This window comes from Paraburkholderia sp. BCC1884 (assembly GCF_900996225.1).
GTDB lineage: Bacteria > Pseudomonadota > Gammaproteobacteria > Burkholderiales > Burkholderiaceae > Paraburkholderia.
This window is the reverse complement of the sequence record NZ_CAAJGL010000068.1, coordinates 895,353-914,571: the sequence shown is the minus strand read 5'-3', so window position 1 is coordinate 914,571 and position 19,219 is coordinate 895,353. Positions and strand designations below refer to the sequence as shown.

General features: G+C 62.2%; 18 protein-coding genes. 8 read left to right on the top strand and 10 right to left on the bottom strand.

Annotated elements, in window-relative coordinates:
• Positions 1-130 precede the first annotated feature (130 nt).
• The 3 genes from FQ705_RS11025 to FQ705_RS34940 form a co-directional block, all read right to left on the bottom strand.
• Positions 131-538, bottom strand: coding sequence for a VOC family protein (locus FQ705_RS11025; protein ID WP_144140687.1), 408 nt, complete (start codon positions 536-538; stop codon positions 131-133).
• Positions 539-631: 93 nt separating this feature from the next.
• Positions 632-1,096 (bottom strand): RbsD/FucU family protein, encoded by a 465-nt coding sequence (locus FQ705_RS11020; protein ID WP_144140685.1) that lies wholly within the window; start codon positions 1,094-1,096, stop codon positions 632-634.
• The gene (locus tag FQ705_RS34940; RefSeq protein ID WP_260854439.1) at positions 1,090-1,680 is read right to left on the bottom strand and encodes a hypothetical protein; all 591 of its coding nucleotides are present in this window, start codon (positions 1,678-1,680) and stop codon (positions 1,090-1,092) included. Before FQ705_RS34940 ends, FQ705_RS11020 begins: the two co-directional genes overlap by 7 nt.
• Before the next feature lie 310 nt (positions 1,681-1,990).
• Between FQ705_RS34940 and FQ705_RS11010 the strand changes: the two genes are divergently transcribed.
• The 7 genes from FQ705_RS11010 to flhC all read left to right on the top strand — a co-directional run bounded on the left by FQ705_RS11010 (position 1,991) and on the right by flhC (position 7,152).
• Positions 1,991-2,362, top strand: coding sequence for a type II toxin-antitoxin system RelE/ParE family toxin (locus FQ705_RS11010; protein ID WP_144140683.1), 372 nt, complete (start codon positions 1,991-1,993; stop codon positions 2,360-2,362).
• Complete coding sequence (locus FQ705_RS11005) at positions 2,359-2,661, top strand: addiction module antidote protein (protein WP_144140681.1); 303 nt, start codon at positions 2,359-2,361, stop codon at positions 2,659-2,661. The genes FQ705_RS11010 and FQ705_RS11005 overlap by 4 nt, the downstream gene beginning before the upstream one ends.
• Before the next feature lie 117 nt (positions 2,662-2,778).
• Positions 2,779-3,651, top strand: a complete 873-nt coding sequence (locus tag FQ705_RS11000) for a helix-turn-helix domain-containing protein (RefSeq protein WP_144142323.1) — start codon at positions 2,779-2,781, stop codon at positions 3,649-3,651.
• A 95-nt stretch (positions 3,652-3,746) separates the two neighbouring features.
• Positions 3,747-4,310, top strand: a complete 564-nt coding sequence (locus tag FQ705_RS10995; RefSeq protein WP_144140679.1) for a GNAT family N-acetyltransferase — start codon at positions 3,747-3,749, stop codon at positions 4,308-4,310.
• 169 nt (positions 4,311-4,479) lie between these two features.
• Positions 4,480-5,703, top strand: a complete 1,224-nt coding sequence (locus FQ705_RS10990) for a YeeE/YedE family protein (protein WP_144140676.1) — start codon at positions 4,480-4,482, stop codon at positions 5,701-5,703.
• 541 nt (positions 5,704-6,244) lie between these two features.
• Positions 6,245-6,565 carry a flagellar transcriptional regulator FlhD gene (gene flhD, locus FQ705_RS10985; protein ID WP_007177882.1) on the top strand — a complete coding sequence of 107 codons (321 nt, stop codon included), beginning with the start codon at positions 6,245-6,247 and terminating at the stop codon, positions 6,563-6,565.
• A 14-nt stretch (positions 6,566-6,579) separates the two neighbouring features.
• The gene (gene flhC, locus FQ705_RS10980; protein WP_144140674.1) at positions 6,580-7,152 is read left to right on the top strand and encodes a flagellar transcriptional regulator FlhC; all 573 of its coding nucleotides are present in this window, start codon (positions 6,580-6,582) and stop codon (positions 7,150-7,152) included.
• 105 nt (positions 7,153-7,257) lie between these two features.
• Here the strand turns inward: flhC and FQ705_RS10975 are convergent, their stop codons facing one another.
• A complete protein-coding gene (locus FQ705_RS10975) occupies positions 7,258-7,767 on the bottom strand; it encodes a nucleoside deaminase (protein ID WP_144140672.1) in 510 nt (169 codons plus the stop codon).
• Between the two features lie 20 nt (positions 7,768-7,787).
• Positions 7,788-9,152 carry a nucleobase:cation symporter-2 family protein gene (locus tag FQ705_RS10970; protein ID WP_260854438.1) on the bottom strand — a complete coding sequence of 455 codons (1,365 nt, stop codon included), beginning with the start codon at positions 9,150-9,152 and terminating at the stop codon, positions 7,788-7,790.
• A gap of 132 nt (positions 9,153-9,284) precedes the next feature.
• Between FQ705_RS10970 and FQ705_RS10965 the strand changes: the two genes are divergently transcribed.
• On the top strand, positions 9,285-10,199 hold the full coding sequence (locus FQ705_RS10965; RefSeq protein WP_144140670.1) for a LysR family transcriptional regulator: 915 nt from the start codon (positions 9,285-9,287) through the stop codon (positions 10,197-10,199).
• Positions 10,200-10,228: 29 nt separating this feature from the next.
• Here FQ705_RS10965 and FQ705_RS10960 read toward each other — a convergent pair whose 3' ends face one another.
• From FQ705_RS10960 to FQ705_RS10940, 5 genes are all read right to left on the bottom strand, one after another.
• A complete protein-coding gene (locus tag FQ705_RS10960) occupies positions 10,229-11,557 on the bottom strand; it encodes an Nramp family divalent metal transporter (RefSeq protein ID WP_144140668.1) in 1,329 nt (442 codons plus the stop codon).
• A gap of 60 nt (positions 11,558-11,617) precedes the next feature.
• The gene (locus FQ705_RS10955) at positions 11,618-12,820 is read right to left on the bottom strand and encodes an acyl-CoA dehydrogenase family protein (protein WP_144140666.1); all 1,203 of its coding nucleotides are present in this window, start codon (positions 12,818-12,820) and stop codon (positions 11,618-11,620) included.
• Between the two features lie 322 nt (positions 12,821-13,142).
• Positions 13,143-14,711, bottom strand: a complete 1,569-nt coding sequence (locus tag FQ705_RS10950; protein ID WP_144140664.1) for an efflux transporter outer membrane subunit — start codon at positions 14,709-14,711, stop codon at positions 13,143-13,145.
• Positions 14,712-14,724: 13 nt separating this feature from the next.
• Positions 14,725-17,910 (bottom strand): efflux RND transporter permease subunit, encoded by a 3,186-nt coding sequence (locus FQ705_RS10945; RefSeq protein ID WP_144140662.1) that lies wholly within the window; start codon positions 17,908-17,910, stop codon positions 14,725-14,727.
• 56 nt (positions 17,911-17,966) lie between these two features.
• Positions 17,967-19,205: an efflux RND transporter periplasmic adaptor subunit gene (locus tag FQ705_RS10940; protein WP_144140660.1), complete on the bottom strand. Its 1,239-nt coding sequence runs from the start codon at positions 19,203-19,205 to the stop codon at positions 17,967-17,969.
• Positions 19,206-19,219 lie beyond the last annotated feature (14 nt).

Below are 19,219 nucleotides of genomic sequence, written 5' to 3'. Positions count from 1 at the left end.
TCCCAGCACAAGACGGGCCAGGTGGCGCGAGCATGCGTGGAATACGCGAGAAAAACGGTCGGACTTCAGGCTCCTGCTCGTAGCAGGCAAGCCGCCCGCACGGCAGCCTGGGCGCGCGAAGGCTGCCACCTTATGCGTCCGGATACGTGGCGACTTCGATCAGATTGCCATCGGGGTCGCGGCAATAGACCGAAGTCATCTTGCCCCGCGCACCATCGCGCTCCACCGGACCGGCCTCGATCTCGACGCCTTGGGCGAGCCAGTGCGCTTTCACCTCGGCCGGATTGGTCGTGGTGACGAAGCACAGATCGGCGCTGCCGGGCACCGCCTCGCGTCCCGTAAACCAGGCAACGGTGTCGGCGGTACACGGCCGCAGATTGATCTTCTGATTGCCGTAGGTCATCGCCACGCGTGTGCCGCTGCGCGATGCGAATTCGGTGCGCCGCATGCCGAGCATGCGTGCGTACCAGGCCGCGCTGACCTCCACGTCGGCGACATTGAGAACGAGATGATCGAGACTGTCTATCGAGAAGCTCATGGATTCGTCACCGTGATGTGATGAGGCGATAGGCATTCGCGTGACGGGCGGACTTCATGCCGCGATGCGTATGGCGCCGCCCGAAAACCGATCTTACGGGCGCGGGGCATCCGGCGCGAGCAGCACGCCTTTCGTGAAGACGAAGCAACCGTAGCCGCGTTCTTCCCCTGTGGATATCACGCAATAGGCCTGGCGAGCGCGCTCATAAAACGCGAATCGTTCGATCGACGCGAACGGCACCTCGCGTCCTTCTGCTGCGTTGACCTCGATCTGCGCTTCGCGTTGGACCGCGGGAATCGTGCCCGGCTCGCCGACCACTTCCATGCGCGAAGCCGGGTGCTCGATGAACGTGTCCAACGGCAGCACCGAGAGCACGGCGCGAATCGCACGCGGCGCGCTCACGCCGTCGAGGCGTAGCAGTTCGCCGAGCACGCTCTCCTGCGCCACCGACGCGCCGGGGAAATTCGCGTCGCAGATCACGAGTTCGTCGCCGTGACCCATCGAGCGTAGCGCGTAGAGGATGTCGGCATTCAACAGCGGGTCCAGATTCTTCAGCACGGTGTCTCCTTGTTGTCTGATAGGTCGCCTGCCGCACGGTTTTCGCTGCCTGGCGCGGCACGCATGAAGCGCCGGCGGGACAAGGCGAGCCGCTCCGTCTGCGAGATCGGTTGGTGCGACCCGGGCTCGCGAGGAACGATCTCACGCGCCGCAACGTCAAGCGATGATCGATTGTAGCAAGGGGCGTCGTGACTCGCGCGGCCGACGGGAAAACCCGTGCTGGCGGTGGGTGTGCGGCGGCTGCAGTTGGAGCAGTTGCCGTTGGAGCGACTGTCATTGCAGCCGCTGCTCAAGTGCCAGCGCAGCCAGCCGATGAGCGCCAGTACCACGAAGCCGGCGCCGCCCGCCACCGGCTCGCGCCAGCCAAGCAACGCAGTAAACATGAACGCACGCGCGCCGGCAAGCAAGGCAAAACCGGCGATCGCGCTGATGAACGCATCGGCCGCGGCGCCGATCCGGGCGAGCTCGACGATGGGTTGAGAAGGCGCAGCGGTGGCGGGTTCGTGCATGGTCGTCTCCGAAAAAAAGTCTGGATGAGCGGACATTCGGGCGTCGCCGGAGATCAGATTGGTATGCGCACTCATCTCGGACTCCCTGGCAAATAAGGCTGAGCAGTACGCTCGGCAAACGTCGTTGTAGGCAGCGGGCTCGGAGTGAAGATTGACGCGTCGCGCGTGTTGCGTCGATTACGTGGGAGGTAAGCATTTTCCTGAGAGGCGGCCTCGACGCGGACGGCGCAACCGAAGCACGGTAAGACCGCGGCATTGGCCATTCGGATGAATCGTCAGGTGCGGCGCGAGCCGCTAACCTCATGGGACATGAATGGGACCGCGCGGCGCTGACGCACGGTGTTTGTTTCATTGAATAGACACGGACGGGGAGCCGCTTTTTAATATGGTTTTTACTCTTGCAAACTCGTATCCACAAGGATACACTTCTCAACAGATCGCCTCACCACCCGTGTACACGGTCAACCGCACGGAAGTGTTCGACACCTGGCTTGCCCAACTCGGCGACCTGAGAGCGCGGGCAAAAATTCTCGTGCGTATCCGGCGCGCAGAGCGCGGGCATTTCGGTGACATGAAGTGGCTGGAAGACGGCGTCGCAGAGATGCGCGTCGATTGGGCTCCCGGCTATCGGGTCTACTTCGCGCGGGAAGGAACCACGGTGTATTTGCTGCTCTGTGGTGGCGACAAGTCCACGCAGCCAACCGATATCAAGCATGCCAAAGCAATGTGGGCAGCAATCAGAAAGGAACTGTCATGAGCAAGATCAAAACCGCACGATTCGACGCATCGCATTACCTCGATAGCGAGGCCATGATTGCCGAATATCTCAACGCGGCGCTGGAAGAAGGCGACGCCGACCTCCTGCTCGCCGCCATTGCGGATATCGCCAAGGCACGCGGCATCACCAAAGTCGCGGCCGACGCCGGATTGGGTCGCGAAAGTCTCTATAAAACACTGGCGCCCGGCTCCAAACCGCGCATGGATACGGTGTTCAAACTGCTGCAGGCGCTAGGCGTCAAACTTAATGTGGTACCGCAAGGCGTGGCCGCAGTTTGACAAGTGGCGGTGCGCTGTTCAGCGTCGGGCGTGTCCGTATATTCGTAGGCTTGAGCCGGGTATTCCATTACCTTCAACGTAATCGACCGGAGTCACGCATTGGCTATTATCGGCGCCATGAACACTTTTTCTCTTGCACAAAGCACGCCGTCGCATGCTTCGTCAGCGAGCCGCACCGTCGGCGACCTGCTGCGCGAATGGCGCCAGCGACGCCGCATGAGCCAGTTGCTGCTCGCAACCGAAGCCGACATCTCCACCCGGCATCTGAGCTTCGTCGAATCGGGGCGCGCGGTACCTAGCCGGGAAATGGTCATGCACCTGGCCGAGCGTCTCGACGTACCGCTACGCGCGCGCAATGCGCTACTCGTCGCCGCAGGCTATGCGCCGCTGTTTCGCGAGCGCCCGCTCTCCGACCCGCAACTTGCCGCGGCGCGCGAGGCCGTCGAACTGGTGCTCAAAGGACACGAACCCTACCCCGCCCTTGCGATCGACCGTCACTGGACGATCGTCGCTGCGAATACGGCGCTGGCGCCGCTGCTGGCCGGCGCCAGTGCCGAATTGCTGAAGCCGCCGGTCAATGCGTTGCGACTGAGCTTGCATCCGAAGGGCATCGCAGGGGCGATCGTCAATTGGCACGCATGGCGCGCGCATGTACTGGCCCGGCTGCAACGGCAGATCGACGTGAGCGGCGATCAGACATTGAGCGCATTGCGCGACGAACTGACGGGCTACCCTGCGCCGCCGGGCGCGCATGAAGCCGACCACGACGACAACGCAGCCAATCAGATTGCCGTCCCGCTGCGGCTACGCACGCCGATCGGCGTGCTGTCATTTTTCAGCACGGCCACCGTGTTCGGCACGCCGGTTGACGTCACGCTTTCAGAGCTGGCTATCGAAGCATTCTTCCCAGCCGACCAGGAAACCGCCACGGCATTGCGCGAGTTTGCCGACAGTCAGCGCGCCGGGACTGCGTCGCAGCCAACCACATAAGCGTTGCCAAGCACTCACGCGGCGCGCAAGCTTTCCGCATTCCACCGCTAGCCAAATAGCGCCATTCAATCCGCACGACGCAGTCCACGCGAAAAATGCCTCTCGACAATCCAACCGTAGTCATTCGACAACTCGGTCCCGCCGACCGTGACGAATACTTCCAGCTGCGCCTGCGTGGGCTCAAGGCGCATCCGGAATCGTTCGGCCAGAGTTACGAGGAAAACCTGGCGAAGGGCGCGACGCAGTACGAGACCATCTTGCAGGGCGCGCGTGCTGCCGAAGGCGATGTCCTGCTCGGCGCCTATCTGGCGACCGGAACGCCGCTGATCGGCATAGTGGGACTGATACGTAGCCAACGGGACAAGGAACGGCACAAAGCGTCGGTGGTCGGGATGTACGTCGCGCCTGAGGGCGGAGGTCGCGGCGCGGGCCGCGCCCTGCTTGCCGAATTGCTCACCCGGGTCGCGCAAATAGACGGTTTGCGCCAGATTCAGCTCATGGTCGGCAGCCATAACGAGGCGGCGCGCAAGCTCTACGAATCGGTGGGCTTTCGCAAATACGGCTGCGAAGTCGGCGCGCTGCAGGTTGGCGGCGTTTTCTACGACGCCGATCTGATGGCGTGGTTCGTGCAGCCGACATCTGGCCGCGATCGAGCTTGATAAGCGCCTAAATGGGCTGGGGCCGTCGCTCCGGCCCGGTCGGCTTTCCTGTCTCAACCGTGCTATTGTTTTCAGCCAGCTTTACGCTGCATTCCACCGAAAACACCGCAAAAAATCTGCCCCGGCGACCGTCCGGTGTCCTGCTTCCCGGCTTGTCAGTCAACTTATCATGTCCGATCTCTCCACTTCGCTTCCGCGCCTCCCTCGCCGCTTCGACGTCAATCCGAAACCACTCGGCGCCGCGCTCGTCCTGCTCGCGCTCGGCGCCGTGTATCTGGCGCAAACCGTGAGCGGCCGGCAGGCGGCGCTCTATATAGTCGGCGCCCTGCTGGGCATATCCCTTTATCACGCCGCATTTGGCTTCACCTCGGCCTGGCGTGTTTTCATCGCCGACGGCCGTGGCGCCGGTCTGCGGGCGCAAATGCTGATGCTAGCGCTCGGCGTAGTGCTGTTCTTCCCCGCACTTGCCGCCGGCACCCTGTTCGGTCACCCGGTAGCCGGATTGGTTGCACCGGCCGGCACGTCCGTGGTGGTGGGCGCCTTCATGTTTGGAGTCGGCATGCAACTGGGCGGCGGTTGCGCCTCCGGCACGCTCTACACGGTGGGCGGCGGCAGTACGCGCATGATCGTTACACTGGCCGCTTTCGTGGTCGGCTCGGTCGTGGCTACCGCGCACATGCCGTTCTGGACCGCGCTGCCGTCGCTCAAACCACTTTCGCTGGTTACCTCACTCGGCGCAGGCTGGGCCATCGCGCTGAACCTCTTCCTGTTTGCAGCGATTGCCGCCTTCACTGTACTAGTCGAGCGGCGCCGTCACGGCAAGCTGGTCGACGAAGCGCCGCGTCAACCGCATACGTCGCCGTGGTTGCATGGCCCGTGGCCGCTGTTTGTCGGCGCGATCGCACTGGCGCTGCTCAACTTCGCAACGCTTGCGCTGTCGGGCCGCCCGTGGGGCGTGACATCCGCGTTCGCGCTCTGGGGCGCCAAGATCTTTAACGCGCTAGGCGTCGACGTTGCTCACTGGCCGTATTGGGCCGGTCAAGCCAACGCTAGCGCCCTGTCCGCGCCGGTGACACATGATGTAACCACGGTCATGGACATCGGCATCATTGTGGGCGCCATGACGGCTGCCGCGCTCGCCGGCCGCTACGCGCCGGTCTGGAAAGTGCCGGCTCGCTCGCTGATCGCCGCGGTAGTTGGCGGCCTCATGCTGGGCTACGGCGCCCGTCTGGCCTATGGTTGTAACATCGGCGCTTACTTTAGCGGCATCGTGTCAGGCAGCCTGCATGGTTGGATCTGGCTGCTTGCCGCATTCGCCGGCAACGTGCTGGGCACCCGTTTGCGGCCCGCGTTCGGCCTCGAGGTCGAGCGCGTTCATCAGACGGGTTGTTAGCCACGGCAAGAAGTTACAACTGCGGCTCCATTTGTAACCGGGGCCGCACCGCCTCGTTACACCTCTGTTTTGTCCCCAAAGCATCCTCGAAGGCCGGTATTTATTACTTTCGGCCACTCCTATTTTCCGTTTTCTTTCTACTTCCTTTCTTTCTAAAACGGTTTTAGCGGTTACAAACCCGTTTTGTCGATTTGCTCAGACAAATCAATCAATCCCCCGAAACACAAGGGTTTTCATGGATTAGACGAAATTCTCAGGTGGCAAAAAATCCGCCACGCATCGTCTATTACAGTGCCGTGAAATAGTTACCGAAATTAGATGTATCTTTTTGAGATATTTTTTTGAGAAGGGATTGATTTCTTGTTTTACCCTTCATACAATTCGTCCCAAGCTGTTACGAAATGTAACGCGATGTATCAAAAAGTCGGTGCCTGTATCAGGTGGTGACATGTAGCCGGAGGTTATCGTTTCCGGCGAGGCAAAAAAGACATAACGGCAAAAAATGCCGACATAGTAATTCGGGGCTTCGGAAACAGAGAAAATGGACCGTAGCAGCGAGACGCTGGATTCAATCCGCGAGATTAACTTGTCTTACATCATGCTTGCGCAACGTATGTTGCGTGAGGACAAACCGGTCGGCATGTTCCGTCTGGGATTGTCGTCGGAACTGGCTGATCTGCTGGCAGGGTTGTCGCTTGCACAGATCGTCAAGCTGGCCGCTTCCGATCAGCTTCTGTGCTTCTTCCGCTTCAACGACCACTCGATGTTGTCGGCGTTGACGCAAACGACGAAGCACACGGCAGTTGCACCGACTCACGCGGCGATCCTGCTTGCAGGCCAGCCGGCTGAGCAGTTTGCTTAATCGAGGTGACTGCGATGCTCAAGCGTAGCCTGACGGAAGATGCACAAGACGTATTCCGCGCGATCGCGTTGATCGAACTCGGTGCGCGCATGCAGGTGCTCGAAAGCGAACTGACGCTCTCGCGTGACCGCATGATCCGCCTGTACCGTGAAGTGAAAGGCGTTTCGCCGCCCAAGGGCATGCTGCCGTTCTCGGCGGACTGGTATATGACGTGGCTGGCGAACATCCACGCATCGTTGTTCTACAACACTTACCTGTTCCTGAAGAACGAAGCGCGCTGCTCGCATCTGGATGCGCTGACCAAAGGGTATCGGCTGTATCTGGAGCATTGCCAGCACAGCGAAACCGAACCGGTGCTGGATTTGACGCGTGCATGGACGCTGGTGCGTTTCTTCGATGCCGACATCCTGCAACTGACCAAGTGCTGCCGTTGCACCGGCAAGTTCGTGGCACACAAGCACGACCTGCAACACAACGTGGTGTGCGGCGCCTGCCAACCGCCCTCGCGTGCCGGCAAGACGAAAAAGGCTGCCGCTGCCCGCCAGCAGGAAGCGCTCGAAGCCGCACAGATCGCTCAGGCTGCCTGAACCCGATCGACTCTGATTCGATGCGGGCCGGTCCAGCCCTCATCGAACCGAAGCACCCGGAGGCAAACATCCCCTCCGGGCCGCCCCTTCCAGGACCTCTGCCTCTTACGCCCAGAAGCCGACGTGCGACTGCGCAGCCTCTTCTTCCAGTAACGGTCCGACCACTTCGACGTGACGCTGGCCGCGAACGAAAACCTCTCTGCATGGCAACGAAAACGTCGGGTTTTCCGGATGATCGCCCGTGAGCGTCAACAGCCGGTGCTCGGACAGCGCGTACACCACCCGGCCGATATTGCACCAGTAGATCGCGCCCGAGCACATGCAGCAAGGTTCAGCGCTCGTATACAGCGTGCATTTCGCAAGCGCCTCGGGCGACAGCAAGGTCGCCGCTTTGGCCGCCGCCGCCAGTTCGGCGTGCTGGGTCGGATCGCCATGCGGCGGCATCGAATTGTTTCCGGCGGAGGCCACGATTTCGCCGTGCTCATTGGCGACGATCGCCGCGAACGGATGCCGCCCGTTCTTTTTCGACTCTTCGGCGAGTTCGATGGTCGCTCGCAGCAACGCCATGTCGGCGTCGGACAACGTCGCCGTGGTCAAGCCAGTTTCTACGTTCATGTTCGATTCCTGATGCGTGGTTAAAGAACTTCTGAGCGCGCGCTGCCGGTCGAAAGCGGCGCGGACGTGTCGGCGCTACCCGCCGACTGACTCTCGCGATTGAGCAAGATGTTGAGGACGATGGCGCTGATCGCACCGAGGAAAATGCCGCTATCCAGCACCAGCTTGAGCGGTCCGCTCACGTGTGCAAACAGCGCGGGAAAGGACATCGGCAACACGCCGACGCTCACCGATACCGCGACGATGATCGCGTTGCGCGTCCCGTCGAATTTCACGCGCGACAACTCCTGAATCCCCGCCACGGTCGTCATGCCGAACATGACGATCGCGCAGCCGCCGAGCACGGGCCGTGGCACCGACGCGATGATCGCACCGAGTTTCGGAAACATGCCCATCAGGATCATGATCGCACCGGCCGACGCCACCACGAAGCGGCTCTTCACGTTCGACAGCGCAATCAGGCCGGTATTCTGAGTAAAAGCGTTATACGGAAAGCTATTGAAAATACCGCCGAGCATGGTCGAGAGACCGTCGGCGCGAAAGGCGTTGCCCAGCGTCGCCTGCGATGACGGCCGGCCGATGATCGTGCCGATCGCCAGCACGTTGCCGGTGGTCTCGGCCATGATCACGAGCATCGCGAGCGTCATCACCAGAATCGGCGTGACGGCGAATTGCGGCCAGCCGAAAGCGAACGGAGCGCTGATTTCGAACCACGCGGCCTCGCCCACGTGAGCGAAGCTCGTCATGCCGCACAGCGCGGCGATGAGCGTGCCGGCAATCAGCCCGATCAACACCGAGAGATTGCCGATGAAACCCTTGAAGCGGGCATAGATGAACAGCGTGATGGCCACCGTGACCAGGCCCAACAGCAGATTACCGGGCGCGCCGAACGACGGCGCGCCGGGATCGCCGCCACCGAGCCAGATCGCGGCGGCAGGCATCAGCGAAATGCCGATGATCGTGATGAGGCTGCCGATCACGACGGGCGGAAAGAACTTCAGCAAGCGGCTGAAAACCGGCGCGATCAGAATCGTCACCGCGCCGCACGCGATCACCGAGCCGAACACCTGGCCAAGCCCGTATTGCTTGCCGATCATGATCATCGGCGCGATCGCGATGAACGAACATCCCTGGATCAGGGGCAGACGCGCGCCGAATTTCCAGAAGCCGATCGTCTGAATCAGCGTGGCGATGCCCGAGGTCAGCAGGTTGGCGTTGATCAGCGCGACCATCTGCTGCGGCGTGAGGCCGAGCGCGCTGCCCAGAATCAAGGGCACGGCGACTGCGCCCGCATACATCACCAGCACGTGCTGCAGACCAAAACTGACCAGTTGCCGGATCGGCAATATTTCGTCGACCGGATGTACCGCATTGGGGTGGTTCACGCTTGTCTCCATCGTTTGATTGCCTCGGATCGCGGTTTGCCCCGCGCTGGTCGGTGCGCCATAATCCATCAAGCCCGCCGGGCCACCAAATGAACATCCATCGATTTATTCAATAGGTCGGAAGCATTGCCCATGCGCTATTCCCTCGATCAGCTGGAAATGTTTACCCGGGTGGCGAAAGCGGGCTCGTTCTCGGCGGCCGCGCGCAGTCTGGGCAAGACGCAATCGACCATCAGCATGGCGATCGCCAATCTCGAGGTCGACTGGGGTCTTGCCTTGTTCGACCGGAGTAGCAAATTGCCGGTGCTGACAGCGGCCGGACGTAAGCTCTTGAACGAAGCGGAGTTGGTGCTGGAGCGCTGTCTCGATCTGGAGTCGCACGCCAACGATCTGGGCGAACTGGTCGAACCCGCCCTGACGCTGGCGATCGAAGTCCCCTACAACACGTTGATGCCGGCGCTATTCGACTTCGCCGAGCAGTTTCCCGATGTGGATCTCGACATTCGCCATCCGCTGCACGGCGATGTGAGCCGCCTGTTGCTCAACGATGAAGTGGACCTCGGGATTGCGTTTGCGCAACCGGCTTACCCGCGCGATCTCGGCTTCTTGCAGATGGGTAAATTGATTCTCGCGCACGTGGCAAGGCGCGATCATCCGTTGACGCGTCTGGATAAAGTCAGCTTCGCCGATCTCAGCGCCCATCGGCGACTCGTCTTCAGCGCGCACGACAACAAGCTGCCGAGCACCGAGTATCTGGACTCGATGCGCAGTTGGCAGGCGGAGAACTATCTGGCGTTGCTCGAGATGACCCGCGCCGGTCTCGGCTGGACGACGCTGCCGCGTCAATTGATACGGCGCGAACTGGACGAAGGGGAATTGGTGGAATTGCAGCTGGCGGCGTATCCGCACACCGACTGGCATGTCGGCGTCGATCTGATCTGGTCGAAAGCGCGCGTGCTCGGCAAAGCAGGCGTGTGGCTGAAACGCCGCCTGCAGGAACAGAAAGTGTATGAACTCGACCGGCACGGCAACGCCACGACCTTATAGCGGCGTTGCCGGACGGTCCTTTGCCGCAATCAGCCGATCAGTCCGACCGTCTGCACCACTAGCCAGATATTCGCCACGCTGATGACGACAAACAGCGTCCACGAGACGAAGCGGGTCAGCAGCGTATTGGCGAATTCGCCCATCAGCGAGCGATCATTGGTCATGCGGATCAGCGGATAGAGCGCGAACGGCAACTGCAAACTCAGCACCACCTGGCTTGCGACCAGCAACTTGCCGACCGCGCCGTTGCCCATCATCTGCACGCCGATCAGCGCGGGGATCAGGGCCAGCGCCCGGGTAATGAGGCGGCGCTGATAGCACGGGATTTTCAGCTTGAGAAAACCTTCCATGATGACCTGCCCCGCCACCGTCCCCGTGAAGGTCGAGCTTTGTCCCGACGCGAGCAGCGTCACGGCGAACAGGATTGCCGCGAAGCCGGTACCGAGAATCGGTGCGAGCAGTTTGTACGCGTCTTCGATTTCGGTGACCTGATTGTGGCCGGTGGCATGGAACGCCGCTGCGGCAAGAATCAGAATCGCCATATTGATCAGCAGCGCGAGCGTCAACGACGCGATGGTGTCGATGCGCGACATGCCGATCGCCGAACGGATGCTGACCGGATCGCGCCTGACCGCGCGCGTCTGCACGATCGACGAATGCAGGTAGAGGTTATGCGGCATCACAGTCGCACCGAGAATGCCGATCGCCAGATACAGGGGTTCGCGCGAATTCAACGCCTGCCAGGACGGAATCAGGCCTTGTGCAACCGAGGTCCAATGCGGCTTCACCAGCGCGAGTTCGATGATGTAGCCCACGCCGATGGTCGCGATCAGGCCGAGCATGATCGCTTCGAGGTCGCGGAAATTCTTGCCTTTCAGGCCGAGCACGATGAGCGTATCGAAGGCGGTCAGCAGCACGCCGGTGGTCAACGAACATTTGAACAACAGATGAAAAGCAAGTGCGCCGCCCAGCACTTCCGCGAGATCGCAGGCCACGATCGACAGTTCCGCGAGCACCCATTGAAAGCGCGCCACCGCCGGTGAATAACGGTCTCTCGACAATTCCGCGAGGTCGCGGCCCGTTGCGATACCCAGGCGCATGCTGAGGCATTGCAACGCCATCGCCGCGAGACTCGACAGCACCACCACGAACAGCAGGCTGTAGCCGTAGCGTGAGCCCGCTTCAATGTCGGTAGCCCAGTTGCCGGGGTCCATGTAGCCGATCGAAATCAGCAGGCCGGGTCCTGCGAACTGCAGGATCTTTTTCCAGAAAGGCGCGCCTTGCGAAACGTCGACCGAGCCTTGCACCTCGGATGGGCAAAACGGCGCCGTTGCGGTGGTCGGTAGTTTGAAGAGCAAACCGGAAGTCTCTTGAAGGGAATCAAACGCGACGAGCCGTGCCGGCCATCGCGAGCCGCCTCAAGTGTACAAAGAAACCTCGGGTAGCGTCCCACTGAGTGCATAGCGGCCGACATCGCGCACGCGATAGTCGAGCGGATCATGCAAGGTATGCACGCGCGCGTTGCGCCAGAAACGGTCGAGCGCAAGCGGCTCGTGCGTGGCGCGGGCGCCACATGCGTCGAACAGATTTTCGCTGACGTCGAGCGCGGCACGGTGCGCGACGATCTTCGCCTCCGAAGTGGCGAGCGCCACCTGCGCGCGGACGTCGGCGGTGAGCGTTGGACCTTGCTGCCAGGCGTCGTCGAGTGCGTAGGCCGCGCGCGTGGCGAGCGCTTCGGCGCTGACCGTCTGCAAACGCATTTCGCCGAACCGGTGGATCAGATAGGGGTCGTCGGTGGCTTTGTCGACGCCGGAATTGATCCACGGCCTGCCGTGCCGGGTGACGTACGAACGCGCTTCCTCGAGCGCACCTTGCGCGATGCCCACGAACAGGTTGGTGAGCACCTGTTGCGAGATCAAGGTCCGCAAGCTCGCGTACGGCGTGTCGGCCCGCTCCAGCACTTCGTGCGGCTCCACCCTGACGTTCGCGAAGGCGACGCTGCCGCTGTCGGTCTGACGCTGGCCGATCGGATTCCAGTCTTCGTCGACCGTGATCCCTTCACGCGTGGTCGGCACGACTGCGAACACCGGTTTGCCGGTGAGCGGATCGTGTGCGGACACGGTCATCATCTGCGAGCCGCGGGTACCCGAACAAAACCCTTTCTGGCCGTCGAGAAGGTAGCCGCCGTCGCCGGTTGCGCTTGCAACGAGACGGGTGTCGAGCGGATTGACGGCATTGCCCCACCACCAGCGCCCTTCCACGGTGCCGCCCAGATAGCGGGCACGTTGCTCCGCATGACCCCACACATCGACGCTGACTACCTGCAAGCAGGTAAAGCCCAATAGATGGGCAAGCGCGCTGTCGACCCGGGCGATCTGACGGATCGTTTCGTAAATCTCGGGCCACCGCGCCTGCTGGCCACCGAATTCGCGCGGCACGGCGAGTGTCAGCAGGCCCGCGTCGGCGATCCATTGTTTTTCCTGCGCGGCGTGGCCGCCTTCGCGATCACGTCGCGCCGCCGTGACGCGTAGAGCGTCGAGCAACGTCGCGAGATCGCGCACAGGCGTGGCAGCGGAGGCCTCGCGCGTTGACCGCGCGTCGGCATGGCGAGGACCATTCATGCGATTTCCACCTGGATAAAGGGGTAAGCGTCAGCAAGGCGAGCGCTCTGCTGCGGTTGATGTCCTTGCTAGCCCGATAGGCAGTGACATCGGAGCCGGATGTCCACGGCACAGGAGTTCGTTCTTCATGCGGCGCGAAAAGTGGACCGGCCAACCGTTCGCGCCTCTCTCCAGAAGAGGTCCGAACGATCATAGAGGGCGTAACGCGCGTGGTCTACGAAGGGATTTTTAGAAGGAAAGCGCGAAAAACGATTTGGACAAAAAAAGAAGCCGGGCCGCGCAATGCGCGGCCCGGCGTTCAATACTTCGGCAAGTCGAAAGACTACTGTTTCGCTACCTGCTGCACGGCAGCCGACGAGATCGCGCCCACTGCTGTGTCGGCCGCCGGCACATCGCCCCAGCCGCCGCCCATCGCGCGAATCAGATTGACCGTCGCCACCGCCTGCGTGCCTTGCAGATGGCTCGCCTGCAGTTGGGAAGTCAGCACCTGCCGCTCGCCGTCGATCACATCCAGATAGCTGACCGCGCCTTCCGTGTACTGCGTGCGTGAGAGATGCGCGGCGCGCTGCGAGGCTTGCACTGCGTCGTTCTGCTCGCGCATCTGGTCGTCGAGCAAACGCAGATCGGCCAGGTTGTCTTCCACTTCACGGAACGCCACCAATACCTGCTGACGATACTGCGCCACGTCCTCGTCGTACTTCGAGCGAGCCTGGGCAAGGTTCGCCTTGCGGCGGCCGCCGTCGAACAAGGGCAACGTCAATGCGCCACCGGCGAGCGGCCCGAGAAGGAACGCGCGGCTCGACCACATGAAGAGATCGCCGAGTGTCGCCGATTCAAAGCCCGCTGCGCCCGTGATATCGAGCTTCGGGAAGAACGCCGACTTGGCGAGACCCACCCGCGCGTTGGCGGCCTGCATGGCCCGCTCTGCCGCCGAAATGTCCGGACGCCGTTCGAGCAATGCCGACGGCAGACCCGGCGGTACGCGCACTGTCACCGGCGTCAACGGTGCTTCGGCAAAGGAGAAATCCGCCGGTGGCTTACCCAGCAGAATCGCCAGACTATGCTCGGAAGCCGCACGCTGACGCGCCACGCCAACCGCATCCGCCCGCGCGCTCGCCAGTTCGTTGCGGGCACGCGCCAGGTCCAGTTCGCTAATATCGCCTTCCTTGAAACGGCGTTCGACCAGCTTCAGGGTGTCCTCGCGCAGTGCCACGGTACGCCGATACAGATCCTGATCGGTATCGAGCTCGCGCAACTGGAAGTAGTTCTGCGCAACGTCGGCCTGCAGCGAGAGCTGCACCGAACGGAACAGCGCTTCGCTTTGCTGCTCGTCCGAACGCGAAGCGTTCACATTCGAACTCACTCGCCCGAACAGATCCGCCTCATACGACGCGCCAACCTGCGCGCGCCAGATCGTCCCCGTAGTGCCGCCTGCGCTATCCGGCAGGAATTGCGAGGCCGCCGAGGCGCGCTCGCGAGTCGGTCCGAAGCCCGCATCGAGCTTCGGGAACCAGTCCGACTTCGCGGCCTGCGTGACCGCACGTGCTTGCTGCACACGCGCTGCGGCTGCCTTCAGGTCCTGATTGGCCGCTTCCGCCTGCTCTTCCAGCGCGTTGAGTTGCGGGTCGCCGAACACCGCCCACCATTCGCCGCGATGGGCGTCGTCAGCGGGCTGTGCCTGCTTCCAGGTGCCGTTGTCCGGCGCCGAAGCTGCCGGAGCACCGGAGGCCGCGGACACCGCCGATGCCGCCGGCGCCTCCTTGAAGGCTGTCGGCGTATCCACGTCCGGTCGCTTGTAAGTGGGCTCGACCGAGCAGGCGGCGAGCAAGGCGATCAGCAATCCGCTGGTGGCCGCCCGGCCCCATCCACTCAAAGATTCATAGCGTTTCATTATTGTTTTCTCCTCAGACGTCCGTCACCGGCGCCGCGTAGTGCGGGGCGTCCTTCTGCGCGACGTGGATCGTCCCGCCAGCGAGCGTGCGCAACACGACATAGAACACCGGCGTCAGCATCAGGCCAAACAGCGTCACCCCGAGCATGCCGAAGAACACCGCGATACCCATCGCGTGACGCATTTCCGAACCGGCTCCGCTCGACAACACCAGCGGCACCACGCCCATGATGAACGCGATCGACGTCATCAGAATCGGCCGCAGACGCAGACGGCTCGCCTCGATCGCCGCCGACAACGGCGTGTGTCCATCGTGTTCGAGTTCGCGTGCGAACTCGACGATCAGAATCGCGTTCTTCGCCGACAAGCCCACCAGCACCATCAACCCGATCTGCGTGAAGATGTTGTTGTCACCGCCGGTGAGCCACACGCCGGTCAACGCAGACAGCACGCTCATCGGCACGATCAGAATCACCGCGAGCGGCAGCGTCAGGCTTTCATACAGCGCGGCCAGCACGAGGAACACCAGCAGCACGCTGATCGGGAACACCCACAGGCCCGCATTGCCAGCCAGAATCTGCTGATACGTCAGGTCGGTCCATTCGAGCTTCACGCCGTGCGGCAACGTTTCCGCCGCCACGCGTTCGGCCGCGGCTTGCGCCTGGCCGGAAGAAAAGCCCGGTGCCGGACCGCCGTTGATGTCGGCTGCCGTGTAACCGTTGTAGCGCACCACCATTTCCGGTCCGTACGTCGGTGTCACCGTCACCAGCGAGGACAACGGCACCATGTCGCCTGCTGCGTTACGCGTCTTCAGTTGCAGGATGTCGTCGGCACGTTGACGGAACGGCGCATCGGCCTGGACCCGAACCTGGTACACGCGGCCAAAGCGGTTGAAGTCGTTGACATACAGCGACCCCAGATAGATCTGCATCGTGTTGAACACGTCGGTGACCGGCACGCCGAGTTGCTTGGCCTTCACGCGATCCAGGTCGACGTTCAACTGCGGCACGTTGATCTGGTAGCTCGAGAAGGTCGGGCCGAGTTCCGGTGTTTGCGCCGCTTTCTTCACGAACGCTTCCGCCGCCTTGTTCAATTCCGCGTAACCCACCGCGCCGTGATCCTCTAACTGCATCTTGAAGCCGCCGAGCGTGCCGAGACCGAGCACGGGTGGCGGCGGGAACACCGCGACGAACGAATCCTTGATGGCGCCGAACTGCTGGTTCAGTGCACCGGCAATCGCACCTGCCGAAAGCGTCTTGCTGCCTCGTTCCTTGAACGGCTTGAGCGTGACGAACACGATGCCTGCGCTCGAGCTATTCGTGAAGCCGTTCACCGACAAACCCGGGAACGCTACCGCGCTTTCCACGCCCGGCTGCTTTAGTGCAATCGCGCTCATATCGCGAATCACTTTTTCCGTCCGGTCCAGCGACGCGCCATTCGGCAACTGCGCGAAGGCAATCAGATATTCCTTGTCCTGCGCCGGCACGAAACCGCCCGGCACGACGTGCGAGATCAGCACGGTCCCGCCCAGCAGAATCGCGTACACCGCAAGCATCGCGCCTTTACGGCGCAGCACACCCGTCACGCCACGGCCGTATTCCGTCGAGCCGCGATGGAACACCTTGTTGAAGCGCTTGAAGAAGCCACCCAGCAGGCGATTCATCACTCGCGTCAGGAAGTCTTCCTTTGCGCCGTGACCACGCAACAGCATCGCGGATAAAGCCGGCGACAAGGTCAGCGAATTGAACGCCGAGATCACCGTCGAGATCGCGATGGTCATCGCGAACTGCTTGTAGAACTGCCCCGTCAGACCCGTCATGAAGGCGAGCGGCACGAACACGGCGACCAGCGTCAGCGCAATCGCGATAATCGGTCCACTCACTTCCTGCATCGCCTTGTACGTCGCATCGCGCGCACTCAGCCCGTTCTCGATGTTCCGTTCGACGTTCTCCACCACCACGATCGCGTCGTCCACCACGATCCCGATCGCCAGCACCATGCCGAACAACGACAGGGCATTGATCGAAAAGCCGAATGCAAGCAGCAGCGAGAAGGTCCCGACAATCGACACCGGCACCGCAATCAATGGAATGATCGACGCACGCCACGTTTGCAGGAACACGATCACGACGATCACCACCAGCGCGATCGCTTCGAGCAGCGTATGCACGACCGCCTCGATACTCGAACGCACGAACTGCGTCGGGTCATACACAATCTTGTATTCGACGCCCGCCGGCATGTCTTGCGCGAGTTCCTTCATGGCCGAGCGGACCTGATCGGAAATCGCGAGCGAGTTCGCGCCCGGCGCCTGGTTGATCGCGAGTGCGACGGCGGGTTTATTGTCCAGCAGCGAACGCAGCCCGTATTCCGACGCCGCGAGTTCGACCCGTGCAATATCGCGCAGATAGGTCACGCCGCCGTCCGGCGTAGTCTTGACGATGATGTCGCCGAATTCGCCCTCGGTTTTCAAACGGCCGCGCGCATTCACCGACAACTGCAGTTGCGTGCCCGGCACCGAAGGCGATGCGCCGATCACACCGGCCGCCACCTGAATGTTCTGCTCACGGATCGCGTTGACCACTTCGGTTGCGGTCAAGCCGCGTTGTGCGACTTTCTGCGGATCGAGCCACACACGCATGGCGTAGTCGCCCGAACCCCACAACTGCACTTCGCCGACGCCCTGAATCCGCGCGAGCCGATCCTTGACGTTCAGCAACGCGTAGTTACGCAGATACGTCATGTCATAGCGATTGTTCGGCGAGATCAGGTGGACCACCATGGTCAGCGTGGGCGAACTCTTGATCGTGGTGATACCGAGCCGTTGCACGTCTTCCGGCAAACGCGGCAGCGCCTGGTTCACGCGGTTCTGCACGAGTTGTGTCGCGAGGTCCGGGTTGGTGCCGAGCTTGAAAGTGACCGTGAGCGTGAGATTGCCGTCGCTATTCGCTTGCGACTGCATATACAGCATGTTCTCGACGCCATTGATCTGCTCTTCGAGTGGCGAAGCCACGGCCTCGGCGATCACCTTCGGATTCGCGCCCGGATATTGCGCATGCACCACCACTGAAGGCGGCACGACTTCCGGGTACTCCGAGATCGGCAGCTTGAAGAGCGAAATGATGCCCGCCAGCAGGATCAGGACCGACAACACGCCGGCAAAGATCGGCCGATCGATGAAGAATTTGGATATGTTCATGGGAAGCTCTTAACGTAGGAGCAGGCGCCGCGTCGTCAAACCGCGGCGCGTGGCGCTCACGAATTCTTGTCCGCTTTGGCGCGCGTCTGCGGTTGCGCCGGTGCCGCTTGTTGCGTCTGGGCAAGCGGTACGCTGTTCGGATCCTGGTCGGCGGTCATCGACACCATGTGGGCACGCACCGCGTCGCCAGGGCGTACGCGTTGAATACCGTTGACGACGATGCGATCGGTGGCTTGCAGACCACCCTTCACCACACGCAGGTTGCCCTGCATGCTGCCCACCGAGATCTCGCGATACACGACGTGATTGCTCTGATCGACCACCAGCACGAACTTCTTGTCCTGATCGGTGCCGACCGCCGCGTCGTCGATCAACAGCGCCGCATGCGGTTCGCTGCCGCCCACCTTCACGCGCGCGTACAGACCCGGAATCAGTGCACCGTCCTGGTTATCGAAGCGCGCGCGCACGCGGATCGTGCCCGACGACGTGTCGAGCCGGTTGTCCACCGATTCGATCGTGCCGCTGCGCGAGTAGCCGGTTTCGTCCGCGAGGCCGAGTTGCACCGGCACCTTGCTGCCGTCTTTCGCGCGGCTCAGGTATTGCAGGTAGGTCTGTTCGTCCGCGTCGAACGAGGCGTAGATCGGCGACACTGATACGAGCGTGGTCAGCGGCGCGGCGCTCGCGCCCGCCGACACGACGTTGCCCACCGTGATTTCCGCGCGCGAGACGCGGCCCGCCACCGGCGCGACAATCTTCGTATAGCCGAGATTGATGCGTGCGGTTTCCACTGCGGCTTGCGCGGCTTTCAGGTTCGCGCTCGCCTCGCGTGAGGCGTTCTGCTTCTCGTCGTAATCACGCTTGGCGATGGCGTTATCGGCCAGCAGGCGTTGCGCGCGCTCCCAGTCGCTTTGCGTGTAACCCGTGCGCGCCTGGGCCGCCGCGACCTGTGCTTCGGTGCGATCCACTTCCGCTGCGTACGGACGCGGGTCGATCACGAACAGCGTGTCGCCCTTCTTCACGAGTGCGCCGTCCTTGAAGTTGACGGAGACGATCGTGCCCGGCACCTGCGAACGAACGTCCACTTTTTCGACGGCCTCGAGGCGGCCCGAATAGCTCTGCCAGTCGGTAATCGTCTTTTGCACCACCGTGGCGACGTCCACTTCCGGCACGATGGTCGGCGCAGCCGGCGAGCTCGCATCCACGCGAATCGCACCGAACGTGCCCAGCCCCGCTACGACGACGACGGCCAGCACGGCAATCGCCACGCGGCGACGGGAAAGAGGAAGAATGGTCATGAGAAGCTCCCAAT